Genomic DNA, 18005 nt, shown 5'->3' on the forward strand with positions numbered 1-18005 from the left:
TAGTCACCTGGACACACGCCCTCAGCCCGCACCTCCGCTGGTAATGAGAAGTACGAGTACAAGGGCAAGGAGCAGCGTGCCGCGGAGCCGCAGCAGGCCGGCGAACGCCACGTGGCGGCTCGTCTCGGCGAAGTTGCGGTGGCTGTTGCGCTGCGGCATGGAGTCGACCCTAAACCCGCGCTTGCGGTTCTGTCAACAGCCGCGCTTATGACAAATGCTTCTATGCGGCCGGAAGGCGTTTGGACGGCTAGACATCCGGATGGGTAAGGACGCTTGCCCATTCGCGCGCGCATGCGCGTGCGCGAGGCGCGCGCGAAGGCGTGCCATGCGATGCCGTTCCGGTACGCGGAAAGGCGTGGGTGGACGGCGTTCCCGCGCATGCGTGCGTGCCCGCGGCGTGCCGGTGTGGCCGTGCCTTCGGACTGGGGGCGTTGCCCCATTCCCATGGCTAAGGGACATGAGCCGGGGAGCCGGTCCTTCCGCCGGCCGGCCGGTCGGTCGGCGGGTCAGGCCGGTCGAGACAGGTCGGCCAGGTAGAGCGCCAGCGCGCGTTCCAGTCCGGCCAGCGCGGCGCGGCGGCCGGACAGGCCGGGCTCGCCGCCCAGCGCCACCGCCGCCTTCATCAGCTGCAGCACCACCACCGCGGCCGCCTGCAGCTCGGCCTCGGCCAGGCCGGGGGCGTGGCCGCGCAGCAGCTCGCGCAGCCCTTCGCGCAGGCGCCGGCGCACGGCGAGCGTGCGCAGCGCCGGCTGCGTCGCGGCGGCCTCGGCCAGCGCGGCGAAGGCCGGGTGGCGGCGGCGGAAGGCGCCGAGCAGGCGCACCAGCTGCGCCGCCAGGTGCTCCGGCGTCCAGCCGGCCGAGCGCGCCGCCAGCCGTTGCAGCTGCCGTTCCAGCGCGTCCGCGTAGGCGGCGGCGAGCGCCAGCGCCAGCGCCTCCTTGGTCGGGAAGAACTGGTACAGCGAGCCGATCGCGGCGCCGGCGCGCGCGGCGATCCCGGTCATGGTGGCACCGTCGTAGCCTTTCTCGACGAAGCAGGCGGCGGCGGCCTCCAGCAGCGCGGCGACGCGCTCGTGCCCGCGCCGGCGCCGCGGCGCGCGCCTGGCCGCACCCGAGTTTTGCGAGGCATTCCTCATAAATTAAAATGTGAGGATATCCTCACTTTTTCTCCCGGAGGCCCGCATGGAAAGGCTCGACCCGCGCACGACCGCCCTGGTGCTCATCGACCTGCAGAAAGGTATCGCATCCTATGCCGGCGGACCGCATGCCGCCGCCGACGTGCTGGCCCGGGCCGGCGCGCTGGCCGGGCGCTTCCGCGAGCGCGGCGCGCCGGTGGTGCTGGTGCGGGTGGGCTGGTCGGCCGACGGCGGCGACGCGCTGCGGCAGCCGGTGGACGCGCCCAGCCCCGCCCGCGCCCTGCCGCCGGACTGGATGGAGTACGCCGACGAGCTGGACGCCGGCGCGCGCGACATCCACATCGTCAAGCGCCAGTGGGGCGCCTTCCACGGCACCGAGCTGGACCTGCAGCTGCGCCGCCGCGGCATCGCCACCATCGTGCTCGGCGGCATCGCCACCAACATCGGCGTGGAGTCCACCGCCCGCGCGGCGTGGGAGCACGGCTACGCCGTGGTCTTCGCCGAGGACGCGATGAGCGCCACCGACGCCGACATGCACCGCTTCGCGGTGGAGCGCATCTTCCCGCGGCTGGGGCGGGTGCGCACGACGGCGGCGGTGCTGGACATGCTGGGCTGAAACCACGGCGGCGGCCATTGCGGCCACCGGGCCCGGGTCCGTTCGAGGCGGACACGCCCGAAGTCGCAAGGGCCGTTGGCGACCACAGGCAAGGTGCGCCTTGCCTGATGCCGGGTGCCCGACGCGGAGCCCGCAACGCCCGAACCCGGACGCCTGCAGGACGGCAGCGGCCCGAAAGCGTCGCTAGCCGCCGTGGCGCGCCAGGCAGAGCGCCACGAGGGGCACCAGGTTGAACAGCAGGATGCCGATCTTGTAGACGGCCATGCCGCCGTAATGGATGGCATCGAACGTGTCGTCCGAAAGCCCGAACCAGCGGCCGTGCAGCCTGCGGAGCCCGTTCCGCGCGAACGCGAAGGCGAGGAACCAGACGAGAAGGATCAGGTAGTTGGCCGCAAGCGACCAGGCAAGGAAGCGGAACGGCAAATCGGAATTCATGGGCACCTCCGCTGGGGGGCCGACGACCCCTGCAACCGGGACGGGTGGCAAAAGGCTACGGCTTTCAGGCCCGGCACTCGCATTCGAGGCGCTTCGGCTGTCGCCGCGCGCATCTTGGCAGGATCGCGGTCGACCCGGCCTCGGCCGCGCCGGGTCCGTCCGGAAAGACCGTGGACCCGTCGCCCAGTGGAGAGCACGGCATGCAAAGGGCGCATGAAGGCGACGAGTGCCGCGCGCGAAGGCGAGCCGCGCGCGCTCATCGCCATGCCTCCAGCCAATGCTTCAGCGATTCGTCCGTGGCGGGAAGCGGCTCCGCCCGTGCCGGACGTTCGAGCATCGCCGCCAGCGCCGGCGGCACCGCCATGGACCGGCCCAGCAGCGGCTCCAGCACGCTCTCGAACTTGGCCGGATGCGCGGTGGCGACCACGGCCCATGCGCCTCGCTCGCGCGGCGGCTCGCGGTCGAGCAGGGCCAGCGCGGTGGCGGTGTGCGGGCAGAACGCCTCGCCGCGCTCGCGCGCGTGGCGCAGCAGGGTGGCGCGGATCGTCGCGTCGTCCACGCTGTCGGCGCGCAGCGCGCGGCGCAGCGCTTCGTCGTCGCCGCGGTAGGTCCAGCGCAGCCGCTCGAAGTTGCTGGGCGCGCCCACGTCCATCGCGTTGGCGAGGGTGGCGCGGGCCTCGCGCGGGCGGTAGCCGGCGCCGGCGAAGAACTCGGGCAGGGTGGCGTTGGCGTTGCAGGCCAGGCGGATCTCGCCCACCGGCAGGCCCAGTGCGCGCGCCCACACGCAGGCGAGCGCGTTGCCGAGGTTGCCGGTGGGGACGATGAAGTCGAGCGTGCCGCCGTGCCCGTGCCGCCATTGCAGCGCGGCGTGCGCGTAGTAGCTCATCTGCGGCAGCAGGCGGCCCAGGCTGATGCTGTTGGCGGAACTGAGCGGCACGGCGCGCTGCAGGCCGGCGTCGTTGAGCGCGGCCTTGACCATGCGCTGGCAGTCGTCGAAGCGGCCGGCCACGCGCAGCGCGCGCACGTTGCCGCCGAAGCTGCCGAGCTGGTGCGCCTGGCGCGGCGAGACCAGGCCGTCCGGATACAGGATCGCCACGCGCACGCCGGGCTGGCCGTGGAAGGCCGCGCCCACCGCCGCGCCGGTGTCGCCGGAGGTGGCGACCAGGATGGTCAGCGGCCGCGCGTCGCTGCGCGGCAGGCGGCGCAGGCAGGCGGCGAGGAAGCGCGCGCCCACGTCCTTGAACGCGGCGGTGGGGCCGTGGAACAGCTCCAGCACCCGCGCGTCGGCGCGGCCGGCGAGCGGGCGCAGCGGCACCGGCAAGTCCAGCGCCTCGGCGCAGATCGCGGGCAGCGCGTCCGCCAGCGGGTCGCCGGCGAAGAACGGCGCGAGCAGGGCGGCGGCGGTGTCGGCCAGGGTGCCGCGCGGGCCGAAGGCGGCCGGGTCGAGCGCCGGCAGGCGCTCGGGCACGTACAGCCCGCCGTCCGGCGCGAGGCCGGCGGCGATGGCTTCGCCCAGCGGCACGGCGGGCGCGCCGCCGCGCGTGCTGACGCAGCGCAGCGGCACGCTCACGCCGCCACCTCCACGCCGTCCAGCGCCAGCAGCGCGGCGGCGGGGCCGTCGATCGGCGCGACGAAGGCGTCGCTGTCCAGCCCTTCCGCGGCGAAGGCCGCGCGCATCGCCTCGGCGGCGGCCAGCGCGTCGGCCTGGCACTCGTACCAGCCGAACACGCTGGGGCCGCCGCCGGAGATGCTGGCGCCGAGCGCGCGGTGGCCGAGCGCGGCCTGCTTCACCCGCGCGAAGCCGGGCACCAGCGGCGCGCGGCGCGGCTCGACCAGCACGTCCTTCAGGCCCTCGCGCACCAGCGCGGCGTCGCCGCGGTAGCAGCCGGCCAGGGTGAGCGCGAGGTTGGCGCTCTGCGCCACGAACTCGCCGAGGCGGTAATCGCCGGCCAGCGCGGCGCGCGCCTGGCGCGTCTCCAGCACGAAGTGCGGGTGCACCAGCGCGCAGTGCCACGCCGCCGGCACCGGGATGCGCAGCAGGCGCGACTCGGTGGCGAGCACCAGGCCGCCCAGCAGCATCGGTCCCACGTTGTCGCCGTGGCGGCCGCCGCTGGCGACCAGCTCGCCGTCCAGCGCGAAGCCGTACAGCGACTCGGCCGGCAGCGGCTGCGGCAGCAGCGCGTTGGCGGCCACCAGCGCGGCCACCGCCGAGGCGGCCGAGCCGGCCATGCCCGAGCCCAGCGCGATGCCCTTGTGCAGGGTCAGCTCGAAGCCGAAGGACAGCCCCAGCGCCTTGCGCAGCGCGAGCAGCGCGGCGCCCGCGGTGTTCCGCGCCGGGTCGGTGGGCAGCGCCGCCGCGCTGCCGTGGATGGCGGCGATGCGCACGGTGGGTTCGTCGATGCGGCGCACCTCGGCGCGGTCGCCGGCGCCGGCCACGCAGTGGCCGAGGATGTCGAAGCCCACGCCGACGTTGCCCACGCAGGCGGGCGCGAAGGCGACGGCGTGGCGGGCGGGCTGCGGCGACATGCGGGCGGGTTCCTGCGAAAGGGCGTTCATGCGGCGGGCTCCAGCGCTTCGGCGATGCGCAGCAGGTCGGCGAACACGCCGGCGGCGGTGACCTCCGGTCCGGCGCCGGGGCCCTGCACGGTGAGCGGATTGTCGCAGTAACGGCGGGTGGTGAACTGCACGATGTTGTCGGTGAGCCGGGTGTGCGCGAAGGCGTGCCGCACGGGCAGCACCGCGAGCCGCACGCTGGCGCGGCCGTGGCGGTCCAGCCGCGCGACGTGGCGCAGCACGCCGCCGGCCTCGCGCGCCTGCGCCAGGCGCGCGGCCATCGGCGCGTCCAGCGCGTCCAGCCGCTGCAGGAAGTCCTCCGGCGGCAGCGCGTCCAGCGCCGGCGGCACCAGGCTTTCCACCTCGACGTCCTCCAGCGACAGCGGCCAGCCGGCCTCGCGGGCGAGGATCACCAGCTTGCGCGCCACGTCGGCGCCGGACAGGTCGGCGCGCGGGTCGGGCTCGGTGTAGCCGAGCGCGTGCGCCTCGCGCAGCAGCGCGGAGAACGGCTGCCGGCCGTCGTGGCGGTTGCACAGCCAGGCCAGCGTGCCGGAGAACATGCCCTCGACCGCGAGCAGCTCGTCGCCGGTGTCGACCAGGTCGCGCAGGGTCTGCACCACCGGCAGGCCGGCGCAGACGGTGGCCTCGTAGCGCAGCCGCGCGCCGCCCTGGGCGGCGGCGCGGCGGATCGCGCGCCAGCGGTCCAGCGGGCCGCTGGCGGCGAGCTTGTTGGGCGTGACCACGTGCAGCCCGGCGGCGAGCCAGCCGGCGTAGCGCGCGGCCACCGCCTCGTGCGCGCTGCAGTCGATCAGCAGGGCGTGGCCCTCGCCGCCGCGCACGTGCGCGGCGAAGGCGTCGAGGTCGGCGGGCCGCCAGGTCTGCGCGCCGCCGTGGCGGCCGTTGAGCTCGGGGTCGTCGCAGTCCAGCCACATGCGCCGGCTGGCGGCGACGCCGCGCAACGCGAGTTCCAGCCCGGCGTCGAGGGCGAGCCGCGCGCGCGCCCGCTGCAGCTGGTCGAGCAGGGCGCTGCCGACGCGGCCGGGGCCGATCAGGCCGAGCGCGAGCCGGCGCGGCCGCGCGGGCGACCATGCCGGCGCGGGCGGCGGGAGCCTGGGTTGGGCGGGTTCTGCGACTGCGATGTCCATGGGAGCCTCCGTGGGAGGCCCGCATCCGTCGGCGGCGTCGGCATGGACCGGCCCGCCTCGTCGAGGGCGGGCCGTTGCGTTCGTAGGATTACTGCTCGCGCACCGGTACCCACCCCGACCAGGTCGTGGTGGTAATGGTGGTGATGGTGGCGATCGCGCGCGCGGCCGGCGCGATGCGCCCGGCGGGGGCCGGGACGGAAGGCATCGGTGCGGGCGGCGTGAGGCGCGACATGGATTCGACAATAGGCAGGTCCGGCGGCGGCTGTCAACCGCCCGCGCGCGGGTCAAGGCAAGGAAAGGCGTAAGGAGTGGACGTCGGTCCACACGGCGCGGCGGTCAGGGCCCGCGGCCGGAGGCCGCTCCCCCCAGGGTCTCTCGCAAGCCTTGGTGGGAGCGGCCTCCGGCCGCGAGCGACCCGACGCGGGGAAGGGCGGCAGGCGGCGCCGCCTCCATGCCCGCCCGCGCTTCATGCCACGGGCCTTCCCCGGAAGATTTTGAACGGGCGCTCAGCGCTCGCGGATCTCCAGGTCCTTGAGCAGCAGGTCCAGCTTGGCCTTCATCGCGGCCTGCGGCTGGTTGCCCTTGGTGGCGTAGGCGGCGGTGTAGATCACGCCGGGATCGTCCTTCGGGCCGACGCTGCCGCCGATCGTGTCGATCATGGTGGCGTCGTCGCCGTTGAAGGCCACGCCGTCCACCGGGTGCTCGCGCCGGCGCAGCTTGTCCCACTCGCTGCGGAAGTTGTCGTCCATGCCGTCGGCGGGCCTGGCCAGGCGGTTCAGGCGCACCACGTCGCTGTCGTGCACGCTGGCCTTGGCCAGCACCTGGGCGACGTCCCACACCACCTTGCCGTGGTCGACGAAGTAGCTGAAGCCCAGGGTCAGCCCGCTGTCGGGCTGGATCGCCTGCAGCGCCGGGGTGTAGGCGAAGGCCAGCCGCGGCGAGCGGTAGGCCAGGCGCTTGCCGTAGTCGACGTCCAGCGTCACCGCGCGCAGCGCGTCGGGCAGCAGCGCGTCCTGCTTGAGGAAGTCGCGCCACTGCGCCAGCGTGCCGTCGTAGGAGAGGTAGACGAAGTCGGTCAGCGCCTTGAGGTCGATGGTCGAGTCGTGCACCTGCGGGCCGGCCTTGGCGAAGCGCACCATCGCCGCGTAGCCGTCGGGCACCGGCAGCGCGAAGCAGATCAGCACGGTGTCGGAATAGGCCAGCGGCCAGCTGCGCACCTGCCAGCGGCGGTGGTAGCCGTCGGTGTAGACGGTGTCCTGCTGCGGCTTGCCGAGCGAGGTGATCTTGATCTGCTCGGTGGCCACCGGCCGCTGCAGCGGCGCGACCTTGAGGATCAGGTCCATCAGCAGCTGCGGGTCGTGGTACAGCCGGTCGGCCGTCACGTCGTCGGGGCGGCGCAGGTGGAACAGGCCCTGGTGGCCGACGTGGCTGCGCTCGACGTAGCCGTTGTGCGGCAGGTTCTGCCGGTCCACGCTGCCGTGCGAGATGCCCCAGTCGCCGTCGCTGTCGCGCATCACCAGCGAAGGGAAGCCGTTGAGGTAGGCCTGGCCGTAGAGCAGGCGGTTCGAGCCGCTGCCGTGCGGGAACAGGTGCTCGGGGTCCTTGGCCAGCAGCGCCCCGAGCTGGCTGTCGCTGTAGCCGTCGACCAGCCCGAGGTAGGCCGCGCCGAACTCGGCGAAGCTCTTGGGCAGCGCGAACTGGCCCTTGACGTCGTCCACCTGGGTGGCGTCGAACACGTCGAACTGGTAGCTGCGGCGCTGGTCGAGCACGGCGGTGTTGGCCGGCGCCTTCAGCACCTCGGCGATCGGCAGCGCGTAGTTGAGGTTCTCGTTGGCCGACTTCATCAGCACCACGCCGATCACCTTGCCGTCCTTGTCCAGCAGCGGACCGCCGCTGTTGCCGGGCGAGGCGGCGGCGGAGAAGCGGATCCACTTCCAGCGGCCGTCCTGCTCCTCCGGCGTGTTGGAGGTGTACAGGCCGTCGCGGATCACCACGCCGGTGCCCAGCGCGTTGCCCACCGCGTACACCGCCTGGTTGAGCGCGGGCGCCGCATCGACCGGCAGCGGCTTCACCTTGGGCGGGTGCGCCAGCGAGAACACCACGAAGTCGCGCTGCTGCGAGAACTCGAGGATCTTGTCGATCGCGTAGACCTGCCCGCTGGCGTCGCGCAGCGCCGGCTCGCCGAGCAGGCTGCCGATGCCCACGTCGAGCACGTGCGCGGCGGTGACGTAGCGGTCGTCGCCCAGCGCGAAGGCGGTGCCGATGGAGAAGTACTTGTCGGTGCGGAACTGGTAGGGCAGCAGCTCCAGCGGCAGCGGCTTCTCGTAGCTCAGCGGGTCGCTGGCCGGCTTGGGCACCACCACCTCGAAGGTGGCGGCCTGCACCTGCGGCAGCACGGCCGGGTCGAGCACGGCGGCGGCGGCGTGCGCCGGCCCCGCGGCGAGCGCCAGCAGCGCGAGGCGTCCCAACCATCCGCGCCAGCCGTCGCCGCCGCGCGCGCGCTTTTCCGTGCTGCCTCTTGCCATGCCGATGCTCTCCTGTGTGTGTCCGCGCCGCCTGCGGGCGCCGTGTCCGGCGAGTCTAGCCAAAACGGCGGCGCCGGCGGGGCCGCGCGCGTCGTTGCCCGCGTGCGGCCCGCTCCCGGCCCGCCGCGCGCCCGCGCCGGGCTAGCGCCGGTAGCGGAAGCTGAGCAGGAAGTAGCGCCCGGCCACGTCGTCGAAGGCGGGGTTGAAGCCGATCGGCGGGTTGCCGTAGTAGGTCGGCCGGTGGTCGAGCAGGTTGCGCACGTGCAGGCCCAGCCGCCAGCGCGCGAAGCCGGTGTAGTCCAGGTCCAGGTCCAGCAGCACGAAGGCCGGCGTCTCGCAGTGGCCGGCCTGGCGCAGCTCGTCCGGGCAGGCGAACAGGCTGCCGGCGCGGTCGGCGTAGGCGTAGTGGCCGGTGTAGCGCAGGTTGGCGGTGCTGCTCCAGTCGCGGATCGTCCAGGTGACGCCGGCCAGCCCGGTCAGCCGCGGCTGGCCGGCGTAGCCGGCGTAGGACACGCTGGCCTCGCCCGGCTGGATCCGCCGGCGCAGCGAGGCCAGCCAGTCCAGCCCGAGGTTGAAGTCGAAGCCGCCGCGGCGGGCGGTGTCGAGCCGGTAGCGCAGGTCCAGGTCGTAGGTGCGCACGCTGGTGCGGCCGAGGTTCACCAGCTGCTGGTCGAAGCCGTACAGGGTGCCGCCGGCGTCGCGCTGGAACAGCTGCGGGTAGCTGTCCGGGTGGTCCAGCGCCCACGACACCGGCAGCGGGCCGATCTCGTGGTAGCGCTCGATCCGCGAGGCGTCCAGCGCGATGCCCAGCGCCGGGGTCGGCGCCAGCACCAGGCCGAGGGTGTAGCTGCGCGAGCGTTCCGGCTGCAGCCGCGGGTTGCCCACGCTGTTGAGCTGCAGCAGGCAGTAGCTGGTGCCCTGGTTGCCGCTGGACTGCGGGCTGCGGCAGGGCAGCAGCGCGTCGGGCACCTCCACCAGCACGCCCAGGGTGGAGGCGATCTCGGGGCGGTTGAGCTCGGGCAGGGTGGGCGCGCGGTAGCCGCGCGCCACGGTGCCGCGCAGGCTGAGGCTGTCGCCGAGGTCCCACTTCAGGCCCAGGCGCGGCGAGAAGGCGCTGCCGAAGCCGCTGCTGTGGTCGAGCCGGCCGGCCAGGTTGGCGGTGAGGCGGCGCGTCAGCGGCGCCTCCAGCTCGGCGTAGGCGGCGGCGATCCGGCGCTCGCCGTGCAGCTGGTACGGCGGCTGGAACTGGAACACGTCGCCGTCGACCACGCGCGGGTCGGGGTGGTCGTCCATCCGCTCGCGGTAGGTCTCCACGCCGGCGGCGAGGGACAGCGGGCCGGCCGGCCATTCCGCCAGCGGCCCGTCCAGCCGCGCGCTGGCGCCGCTCTGCGAGGTGCTGCCCCGGCGCAGCAGCACGGGCGACAGCGCGGCCAGCACCGCCGGCGGGTTGTCCGGCGCGCCGGGCACGTAACTGCCCTCGTCCAGCGCCCGCTCCAGCGCCGGGTCGCTGAGCAGGCCGCGCACGCGGTCGCTGCCTTCGTTGCGCTGGCCGTCGAAGTGCGCGTCCCAGCGCCAGACGCCGGTGGCGTCGCCGAGGCCGAGGGTGAGCTGGGTGCCGCGCGCCTGGCTGGAGTCGCGCACCGGGCCGAGGTCGTCGAAGGCGTAGTTCACGGTGCGCGCGCTGGCCGGGTCGCGCGGGTCGATCACCAGCAGGTCCACCGAGGCCGGCGCCATCTGCTGGCGCTGGCGCAGCATGTTCCAGCGCAGGTCCAGGTAGGCCTGCGCGCCGGCCAGCGGGTGGTCCAGGTGCAGCAGCAGGGTGCGGCTGTCCAGCGCGGTCTGCAGCGTGCCCTGCGCGGCGGCCTGGTCGGTGCACGGGCCGTCCAGCGTGGTCTGCAGGCAGCCCGGGCTGCCCTCGTGCACCACCCGGGCGCCGTCGAAGTAGTAGTCGTCGCCGCCGGCGGGCGCGTCGGCGGCCGCGCCGGCCGGCGCGCGCGCCCAGTCGCGCTGGCGGCCCAGCAGCGGGTCGCGCTGGAAGTAGTCGAAGCCGAACACCGCATGGCCGCCGCCGGCGAACTCGCCGCCGAGCAGCACGGTGCCGCGCCGCTCGGCGGCGTCGCCGCGGCTGGACAGGCCGCTCTGCCCGTCCACCTCCACCCCGCTGAAGCGCTTGCGCAGGATGATGTTGACCACCCCGGCCATGGCGTCGGAGCCGTACACCGCCGAGGCGCCGTCGCGCAGGATCTCGATGCGCTCGACCAGCGGCAGCGGGATCGCGTCGAGGTCGTTGACCTGGGCGAACTCGCCCTGCGCCAGCGGGTAGGGCGCCATGCGCTGGCCATCGATCAGGAACAGCGTGGCAGCCGGGCCCAGCCCGTGCAGGTCCGCCGCGCCGGCGCCGGTCGCGCCGGACAGGCCGTTGGCCTGGTACAGCGCGCCGTCGGCCATCGCCAGCGGCGTGTTGTTGACCCGCACGCCCGGCTGCGCGCGCAGCAGCTCGTACAGGGTCTGGTAGCCGCTGCGCTCGATCTGCTGGCGGTCGATCACGGTGAGCGGGCCGGCCGGCTCCAGCGCGGTGCGGCGGATGTGCGTGCCGGTGATCTCGATCGTGCCCAGCTCGGTGGCCGGCAGCGGCACCGGCGCCAGCGGCGCGGTCGCGCGGGCCGGCGCGGGCGGCGCGCGGTGCAGCACGAAGGTGCCGGGCGCGACCGCCTCGGCCTGCAGCCCGCTGTCCCTGAGCAGCCGCGCCAGCGCGCCTTCCGCGCTGAATTCGCCGTCGAGGCCGGGGCTGCGCCGCCGGGCGACCAGCTCGGGCCGGTACAGCAGCTGCATGCCGCTCTGCCGCGCGTAGGCGCACAGGGCGTCGTCGAGCGCGCCGGCCGGGATGCGGAAGTGCTGCGTGCGCGCGGCCGCCTGCGCGGTCCCGCACAGCGCCAGCCAGGCGAGCGCCGCCGCCACAAGCCACCACCGGCACCCGGATGCGCGAGGAAGAAGCGGCGAAACGACGGAATCGCGCATCCAGCCCCGGTCAGCGGTAGGTGGCGCCGGGTCGCGGCAGCAGGGTCAGCTCGCGCTCGGCGGTGCGCCGCACCTGCAGCTGCCAGCCGCGCGCCAGCGCGGTGGCCAGCGCCTGCTGGTCGCCGGCGTGGAAGCTGCCGCTGACCGTCAGCGCGGCCAGCGCCGGGTCGCCCAGGCGCAGCTTGGTGTCGGAGTAGCGGTTCATCTCCGCCAGCAGCTGGTCGAGCCGGCGGCCGCGGAAGCGCAGCTCGCCCTGCGTCCAGCCGCGCGCGGCGGCCAGGTCCAGCGGGGCCACCGCGCCCGGCCGGCCGTCGGCGCCGATGCGCAGCTGCTGCGCCGGCGCCAGCGTGCTGCTCCAGCGGTCGCCGCTGCGGCCGCCGCTGACGTCGACGCGGCCCTGCAGCAGGCCGACGGTGGCGCCGGCGTCGTCGCGGCTGACCTGGAACACCGTGCCGACGTCGTGGATGCTCGCCTCGCCCACGCGCACCACGAACGGCCGCGCCGGGTCGTGCGCCACGCCGAACTCGGCGCGGCCGCGCTCCAGCACCACCTCGCGCCGGTGCGCGCCGAAGCGGATGGTGAGCGCCGACTCGGCGTCCAGTGCCAGCGCGGTGCCGTCGGGCAGCAGCACGTTCTGCGGCAGGCCGGCGGCCTGCGCGTAGCGCTGCACCAGGTCGGCCTGTTCGCGCGCGGGCCACAGCAGCACCGCGGCCAGCAGCAGGCAGGCGGCCATGCCGCCGGCCAGCAGCCAGGCGCGGCGATGGGACCGCTGCGGGGCACGCCGCGCCGCCCGCGCCGCGGCGCGCAGCAGCGGGTCGCCGGCCAGCTCGGCGGCGCGGCGGTGGATGCGCTCGGCCGCGGCGTAGGCGGCCGCGTGCTGGGGATCGGCCGCGCGCCAGCGCTCGAAGCCGGCGCGGTCGTCGGCGCCGCTCTCGGGCGACAGCAGCCGGGCCAGCCATTCCTCGGCGCTGGCCGGTTCGTGCCGCGCCGGCTGTCCGGAAAGGTTCCGTGTCATGGGGCAACCTCCTTGTCGATGGGGGCCAGCCGCTCGCGCAAAAGCTTCAGCGCCTTGCCGACGTGCTTCTCCACGGCTTTCACGCTGATGCCCAGGTGGGCGGCGATCTGGGTGTAGCTCATGCCTTCGATGCGGTTGAGCAGGTAGACCTCGCGGCAGCGCGGCGGCAGGCCGAGCAGGGCGCGCTGCAGCAGCACCAGCTCCTGCCGCTGGGCCACCTGCTGCTCGTGGTCCAGGTCGGTCGAGGGCAGGTCCAGCGCCGCCTCGTCCAGGCTCAGGTACTGCGCGTCGCCGCGCGCGCGGGCGCGACGCAGGCGGTCGTTGAGCGCGTTCACCGCGATGCGGTACAGCAGCCGCGCCCACGACTCGGGCGCGTGCGTGCGGTAGCGCATCAGCCGCTCCAGGCTTTCCTGGGCCAGGTCCTGGGCGTCCTCCTCGCAGGGCACGCGGCGGCGCAGCAGGCGCACCAGGGTGTCGCGCTGGCCGCGCACGAAGACCTCGAAGTCCGTGCGAGTGGCGGGGAGCGGCGCGCGCCGCTCCCGTTCGATCGTGCTCAGCCCCATGCGCTGGAATCGTCCGCTGACCGACGTGATGGCGTTCACGATAGCGCGTGGGCCGGTTGGACGGAACGGGGCCGGAAAATCGGGTGCTTCCGCGTCCTTGCGGAAGGCTTGCGGGCCGGCATCCCTGACGGGGACCGGGTCGGGCAGGGGACCGCCCCGGCCGAGGACGGAAAACCCTCCTCACCTTGTATAACGCCGGGAGGCCTCCACCCCCCTACCTCCCCGCCGCCGGGTTCAGCGCGACAGGTCGATCGCGTAGGTGGCGGTGCCGTCGCCGTGGTCGGCCAGCTGGCGGACGTTGTCCAGGCCGGCGGCGCGCGCCACCTCCTGCTTGCCGGCGGCGGCGGTGAAGGTGACCGGGCCGCGGGTCTTCAGCGGGGCGAAGCGCCAGGAGCGGGCCGGCAGCTGGTCCCCGGTGATCCGCCGCATGCGCTCGAGCCAGGCGGCGAGGATCTCGCGCGCGCCGTCCGGCGCGGCCAGCACGATGTTGCCGCCGTCCAGGCCGGGGAAGTGCCCGCCGCCGCCGGCGCGGTAGTTGTTGGTGGCGACCACGAAGCGCTGCTGCGGCGTCACCGGCCGGCCCTTGAAGCTGAGCGCGGCGATGCGCTGGCCGGCCGGCCGGCTGACGTCGATGACGTAGCTGAAGCCCTCGCCCTGGATCTGGTCGAAGTTGTAGCCGACGTAGCGGCCGTTGATCAGCGGCTGCTCGCCGTCCTTGCCCGGGTCGATGCGGTTGAAGCGCTCGGCCGAGTGCTCCAGCCAGGCCTTGAGGCCCGCGCCGTCCACCAGCACCGCGGCCAGCGTGTTCGGGTAGTAGTACAGGTCCGCCGCGCTGCGCAGGGTGAGCGGGCCGGCCGGCACGTCGGTGTAGTCCTCCGGGCCGCCGAAGCCGGTGCGGAAGGCGGCCGCGGCGGAGAGCACCGGCAGGTCGGCCAGCTCCGGGCGCAGCTTCGGCAGCTCGCGGCGCACGTAGTCGGCCTGCGCGGCGTTCACCGCGGAGAGCGCGGTCATGTTGCCCTCGTCGGCGAAGTAGCTGCTCATGCGCAGCGTGCTGCTGCCGATCGGCGTGTCCACGTAGGCCACCGCCGCCGCGTGCGCCTGCGCCACCAGCGGCGCGATGGCCGGGTCGGCCGGCACGCACTCGTTCTTCTTCGGGCAGATCGGGCGCACCTCGCTGTGGGTGTCGGCCTTGTCGACCGTCCAGCGGCCGTGCTCGCGCGCCAGCGCCAGCTTGATCACGCCCAGGTCCTTGCCGAAGAAGCCGCCCATCACCGCCGGCACGCCGCGCACGAAGCCGCGCTGGGCGTCGACGTCGGGCAGGCCGGCGTAGCGCGGCCCGGGGAACTCGGTGTGCGAGTGGCCCAGCAGCAGCACGTCGATGCCCGGCACGCCGGCCAGGTGCCAGCCGCCGTTCTCCATCTCGCTGGCGTAGGGGTGGGTGTCCAGGCCGCCGTGCAGGATCGCCACCACCAGGTCCGGGTGCTGCGCCTCGAGCTGCGGCAGGTACTTGCGCGCCGCCTCGACCACGCCGCTCACGGTGACCTTGCCGGCCAGGTTCTGCTTGTCCCACTCCAGGATCGGCGGCGGGGTGAAGCCGATGATGCCGATCTTCAGCGGCACCTCGAGCTTGCTGCCGTCGGGGGTGTAGGCCTCGATGGTCTTGGTCACCACCGCCCACGGCCTGAAGATGGGCCGGCCGTCGCGCGCGCTGTACACGTTGGCCAGCACCAGCGGGAAGTGCGGGCCGGCGCACCTCTGCGTGCCGGCGCCGTCCACGTTCATCGGCGTGCCGGTGACCTGCGACAGGAACGGCAGGCCGTAGTTGAACTCGTGGTTGCCGGCGGTGCCGCCGTCGTAGCCGAGCGCATCCATCGCCTTGTAGATCGCCAGCTCCTCGCCGCAGCCGACCGGCTTCACCTTGGCCTGGTAGTCGGCCAGCACGGTGCCCTGGATGGTGTCGCCGCTGTCGAACAGCACGGTGTTGGGGAATGCCTCGCGCGCGCGGCGGATCAGCGTGGCGGTGCGCTCGTAGCCCACCGTGGGATCGTCCTTCTGCTTGAAGTAGTCGTAGGAGAGCACGTTGGCGTGGACGTCGGTGGTCTCCAGGATCGCCACGTCGGCGCGCGCGCCGTCCGGCAGCCTGCCGGGCTTGAAGGCCTGGCCGGCGCAGCCGGCGAGCAGGACGGAGGCGAGGGCGAGGGGAACGAGGCGGCGCTTCATCGGGGTGGCTCTCATCGGGATCGTGCAGGTCGGCCACCGTAGCAGAAGCCCGTGACATCCCGCTGCCGTGCCGGGGTGCGGCGGCGGGCGGCGCGGCGGTCGCAAGAGCCTGTTCGAGATCTGCCGTCGGTCCGGCTATTGCCTCGCCGTCATTCCTGTGAAGGCAGGAGGCGCTTTTCGACAGCCGAAGGGCTGGTCGTCCGGTGACGTTCCCTCGAAAAGTCAGCGACGCTGGATCCCGGCTTTCGCCGGGATGACGTTCCATGGGGGGATACTTGGAGATCGTGAACAGGCTCTAAGATGCGCGGCGATACGCCGTCCGGCCAACAGGGGGCTTCGCATGTCCGCTTTCCTTCCACGCGCCGCGCGCGGACGCGCGCTGCGGCTGGGCGCGTGGCTGGGCTTCGCGCTGTGCCTGGGTTTCGCCGCGTGGCGCGAGCCCGAGCCGGTGCAGCGCCTGTTCGTCGCCGCCCTGATGCTGTGCGCGGCCGGCGCGCTGTACTTCGCCACCGCGCGGCCGGTGCTGGCGCTGCTGGCCGGCGGCGGCGCCTTCCTCGGCCTGCGCTTCGTCTCGGCGCTGAAGCAGCAGTACCTCGACGTCGGCCTGATGCCGCGCGATTTCATCTATTTCACCCACAGCAGCCTGCTGGAGACGCTGCGCCGCTACCCGCACCTGTACGGGCTGGCGATCCTGGTGTGCGCGGGCGTGCCGCTGCTGCTGTGGCTGGCCTGGCGCGGCGCCCGCTCGCCGTGGCTGCCGGCCCGCCCGTGGCGGCGGCTGGCCGGGCTGGCGCTGTGCGTGCTGGGCTTCTGGCTGTGCCTGCTGCCGGCGGGGCCGTTCGGGCGGGTGTACCAGCGCAGCGCCTGGCAGAAGCTGGGCGGCGACGACGCGCTGCTGACCGACTTCTTCGTCTACTTCTACGACTCGGACGTGCAGCTGCCCGCGCGCGCCGACGATGCGGCGGCCGAGCGCGACTGGGGCGCCACCGCCGCGGGCCGGCCGGGCGCGGCGCGGCCGCCGTACCCGGACATCGTCGAGGTGCTGGAGGAGAGCACCTTCGACCCGTCCAACTTCGCCATGTGCAAAGGCGTGCCGGAGTGCCGCGCGCCGGCGCTGTTCGAGCCCGACGCGCGCACCGTGGCGCACGGGCCGCTGCGCGTGCACACCTTCGGCGGCGGCACCTGGGTGAGCGAGTTCGCCGCGCTGACCGGGCTGCCGCAGGACATCTTCGGCGCCGGCGGCATGTACGCGCCCTACGTGCTGGCGCCGCGCATGCGCGACGCGCTGCCGCAGCAGCTGGCGCGGCTGGGCTACCGCACGGTGGCGGTGTATCCCACCAACGGCGCCTTCCTCAACGGCCGCAACGCCTACATGGCCTACGGCTTCCAGGAGTTCCACGACGCCGACGAGCTGGGGCTGGACCCGTGGGAGGAGAGCGACGCGCAGATGTTCGACGCCGCCCGGCGCGTCTACCAGCGGGTGAAGAAGCCGGGCGAGCCGGTGTTCCTGATGGTGCTGACGATCAACCAGCACGGCCCGCACAACCTCGACCCGCTGGACAGGCTGCCGCCGCCGTTCAACCGCGGCGTGGTGCCCGGCCTGCCGCCGGAGACCGAGCTCAACGTCAGCACCTACCTCGCCCAGCTGCGCGCCTCGGACCAGGCGATGCGCCAGCTGGAGCACGCCTTCCTCGACCGCGCGCAGCCCACCGTGCTGGTGCACTTCGGCGACCACCAGCCGTCCTTCGACGGGCTGATCCGCGGCCTGCCGCGCCGCTGGCCGCCGGCGCTGCGGCCGCTGCAGCAGTACCTCACCTACTTCATGATCAAGCGCAACGCGGCCGGCGCGCCGTTACCGTCCTACCCCGCGCTGGACATCGCGCTGCTGCCCGGCATGGTGCTGCAGGCGGCGGGGCTGCCGGCCGACCCGTACTTCTCGGCGCAGATCGCGCTGCGCGAGCGCTGCGGCGGGCGCTACGCCGACTGCCCGGCGCCGGGGCTGGTCGCCTCCTACCAGGGCTGGATCTTCGACCGCCTGCACGTGTTCGAGTAGAGCAGGTCGTGGGAGCGGCCATCCGGCCGCGATGGCCCGGCATCTCCATTAGCCATCGCGGCCGGAGGCCGCTCCGACGGACGCCTAGGGCCGCTCCGGCGCGGCGTAGTCGAAATAGGTGTAGCTCCTGCCGCCGTCGTCGAGCCGCTTGAGCTGCACGCGGAAGCTGTAGCGGGTGGCGCGCAGCGGGCTGCCGTCCACGCGCCGCATCGACAGGCCCCGCGCGGCCTCGCGCGGACGCAGCACGGCCGGGGCGACGCGGTAGGCGCCGAGCGGGCGGCCCGCCGTGCCGGCCAGCGCCTCGCGCAGCACGCGGCCCTGCGCGGCGGGCAGCGGCAGGCCGAGCAGCGCGGCGAGGGTGGGCGCGAGGTCGACGTTGCCGGACGGCAGCGGGTCGCGGAAGCCCGCGCGGAAGTCCGGCCCCGCGGCGAGCAGGGTGTTGTGCACGTCGCGCGGGCTGAAGCTGCCGTGCTCGCCGCGCTCGTTGTTCATGCTGGCGTACTCGGTGCCGGGAAAGCCCTGCACCACCGCGTCGGCGTCCCAGGCGTAGCTGACGATGATGTCCGGCCCGCGCGCGGCGTTCTCCAGGTGCACGTGTTCCGCCGGCAGCGTGCCGGGCAGCTCGCCGTAGGGCCTGTCATCAATTGACTAGATAAGCGAAGCTTGGGTTTTCTTGCGAGCGCAGCCGTTCAATGACCCGACGCTATGGACTTCGAGACGATCAATGGG

General features: G+C 74.1%; 14 protein-coding genes. 2 read left to right on the plus strand and 12 right to left on the minus strand.

The features are described from left to right. Positions 1 to 21: 21 nt before the first annotated feature. Together C7456_RS17265 and C7456_RS17270 are read right to left on the minus strand one after the other, a co-directional pair. The gene (locus C7456_RS17265; RefSeq protein ID WP_170120240.1) at positions 22 to 159 is read right to left on the minus strand and encodes a hypothetical protein; all 138 of its coding nucleotides are present in this window, start codon (positions 157 to 159) and stop codon (positions 22 to 24) included. 347 nt (positions 160 to 506) lie between these two features. Next, entirely contained in the window at positions 507 to 1133 is a 627-nt protein-coding gene (locus tag C7456_RS17270) for a TetR family transcriptional regulator (RefSeq protein ID WP_170120241.1), read from the minus strand. 46 nt (positions 1134 to 1179) lie between these two features. Between C7456_RS17270 and C7456_RS16145 the strand changes: the two genes are divergently transcribed. Further along, positions 1180 to 1749: a hydrolase gene (locus C7456_RS16145; RefSeq protein WP_109724830.1), complete on the plus strand. Its 570-nt coding sequence runs from the start codon at positions 1180 to 1182 to the stop codon at positions 1747 to 1749. Positions 1750 to 1932: 183 nt separating this feature from the next. Here the strand turns inward: C7456_RS16145 and C7456_RS16150 are convergent, their stop codons facing one another. The 9 genes from C7456_RS16150 to C7456_RS16190 form a co-directional block, all read right to left on the minus strand. Next, a complete protein-coding gene (locus tag C7456_RS16150; protein ID WP_109724831.1) occupies positions 1933 to 2184 on the minus strand; it encodes a DUF6868 family protein in 252 nt (83 codons plus the stop codon). A gap of 256 nt (positions 2185 to 2440) precedes the next feature. Beyond that, positions 2441 to 3754 carry a threonine synthase gene (thrC, locus tag C7456_RS16155; RefSeq protein ID WP_245889913.1) on the minus strand — a complete coding sequence of 438 codons (1314 nt, stop codon included), beginning with the start codon at positions 3752 to 3754 and terminating at the stop codon, positions 2441 to 2443. Further along, positions 3751 to 4740: a homoserine kinase gene (locus C7456_RS16160; protein WP_109724832.1), complete on the minus strand. Its 990-nt coding sequence runs from the start codon at positions 4738 to 4740 to the stop codon at positions 3751 to 3753. Before C7456_RS16160 ends, thrC begins: the two co-directional genes overlap by 4 nt. Continuing rightward, positions 4737 to 5882: a homoserine dehydrogenase family protein gene (locus C7456_RS16165; protein WP_109724833.1), complete on the minus strand. Its 1146-nt coding sequence runs from the start codon at positions 5880 to 5882 to the stop codon at positions 4737 to 4739. Before C7456_RS16165 ends, C7456_RS16160 begins: the two co-directional genes overlap by 4 nt. Positions 5883 to 6388: 506 nt before the next feature. After that, positions 6389 to 8407 carry a S1 family peptidase gene (locus C7456_RS16170; RefSeq protein WP_109724834.1) on the minus strand — a complete coding sequence of 673 codons (2019 nt, stop codon included), beginning with the start codon at positions 8405 to 8407 and terminating at the stop codon, positions 6389 to 6391. 141 nt (positions 8408 to 8548) lie between these two features. After that, positions 8549 to 11365, minus strand: a complete 2817-nt coding sequence (locus tag C7456_RS16175; protein WP_139942855.1) for a TonB-dependent receptor — start codon at positions 11363 to 11365, stop codon at positions 8549 to 8551. 70 nt (positions 11366 to 11435) lie between these two features. Beyond that, positions 11436 to 12440: a FecR family protein gene (locus C7456_RS16180; protein WP_109724836.1), complete on the minus strand. Its 1005-nt coding sequence runs from the start codon at positions 12438 to 12440 to the stop codon at positions 11436 to 11438. Further along, on the minus strand, positions 12437 to 13042 hold the full coding sequence (locus C7456_RS16185; RefSeq protein ID WP_245889914.1) for an RNA polymerase sigma factor: 606 nt from the start codon (positions 13040 to 13042) through the stop codon (positions 12437 to 12439). Before C7456_RS16185 ends, C7456_RS16180 begins: the two co-directional genes overlap by 4 nt. 195 nt (positions 13043 to 13237) lie before the next feature. Further along, positions 13238 to 15223 carry a bifunctional 2',3'-cyclic-nucleotide 2'-phosphodiesterase/3'-nucleotidase gene (locus C7456_RS16190; protein ID WP_109724838.1) on the minus strand — a complete coding sequence of 662 codons (1986 nt, stop codon included), beginning with the start codon at positions 15221 to 15223 and terminating at the stop codon, positions 13238 to 13240. Positions 15224 to 15563: 340 nt separating this feature from the next. Here C7456_RS16190 and C7456_RS16195 point away from each other — a divergent pair, with 340 nt between their 5' ends. After that, positions 15564 to 17276 carry an LTA synthase family protein gene (locus C7456_RS16195; RefSeq protein WP_109724839.1) on the plus strand — a complete coding sequence of 571 codons (1713 nt, stop codon included), beginning with the start codon at positions 15564 to 15566 and terminating at the stop codon, positions 17274 to 17276. Between the two features lie 84 nt (positions 17277 to 17360). On the opposite strand, the gene C7456_RS16200 is transcribed toward C7456_RS16195, so the two are convergent. Further along, positions 17361 to 17870: a hypothetical protein gene (locus C7456_RS16200; RefSeq protein WP_109724840.1), complete on the minus strand. Its 510-nt coding sequence runs from the start codon at positions 17868 to 17870 to the stop codon at positions 17361 to 17363. Positions 17871 to 18005 lie beyond the last annotated feature (135 nt).

Origin of the sequence: Fulvimonas soli, assembly GCF_003148905.1 — a bacterium.
Classification (GTDB): Bacteria; Pseudomonadota; Gammaproteobacteria; order Xanthomonadales; family Rhodanobacteraceae; genus Fulvimonas; species Fulvimonas soli.

Bases quoted from the DNA above. Each gene is read 5' to 3' on its own strand.
- C7456_RS16150 (WP_109724831.1), bottom strand. From the start codon at position 2,184: ATGAATTCCGATTTGCCGTTCCGCTTCCTTGCCTGGTCGCTTGCGGCC.
- C7456_RS16145 (WP_109724830.1), top strand. From the start codon at position 1,180: ATGGAAAGGCTCGACCCGCGCACGACCGCCCTGGTGCTCATCGACCTG.
- C7456_RS17270 (WP_170120241.1), bottom strand. From the start codon at position 1,133: ATGAGGAATGCCTCGCAAAACTCGGGTGCGGCCAGGCGCGCGCCGCGG.
- C7456_RS16190 (WP_109724838.1), bottom strand. From the start codon at position 15,223: ATGAAGCGCCGCCTCGTTCCCCTCGCCCTCGCCTCCGTCCTGCTCGCC.
- C7456_RS16165 (WP_109724833.1), bottom strand. From the start codon at position 5,882: ATGGACATCGCAGTCGCAGAACCCGCCCAACCCAGGCTCCCGCCGCCC.
- C7456_RS16160 (WP_109724832.1), bottom strand. From the start codon at position 4,740: ATGAACGCCCTTTCGCAGGAACCCGCCCGCATGTCGCCGCAGCCCGCC.
- C7456_RS17265 (WP_170120240.1), bottom strand. From the start codon at position 159: ATGCCGCAGCGCAACAGCCACCGCAACTTCGCCGAGACGAGCCGCCAC.
- C7456_RS16195 (WP_109724839.1), top strand. From the start codon at position 15,564: ATGTCCGCTTTCCTTCCACGCGCCGCGCGCGGACGCGCGCTGCGGCTG.
- C7456_RS16180 (WP_109724836.1), bottom strand. From the start codon at position 12,440: ATGACACGGAACCTTTCCGGACAGCCGGCGCGGCACGAACCGGCCAGC.
- C7456_RS16170 (WP_109724834.1), bottom strand. From the start codon at position 8,407: ATGGCAAGAGGCAGCACGGAAAAGCGCGCGCGCGGCGGCGACGGCTGG.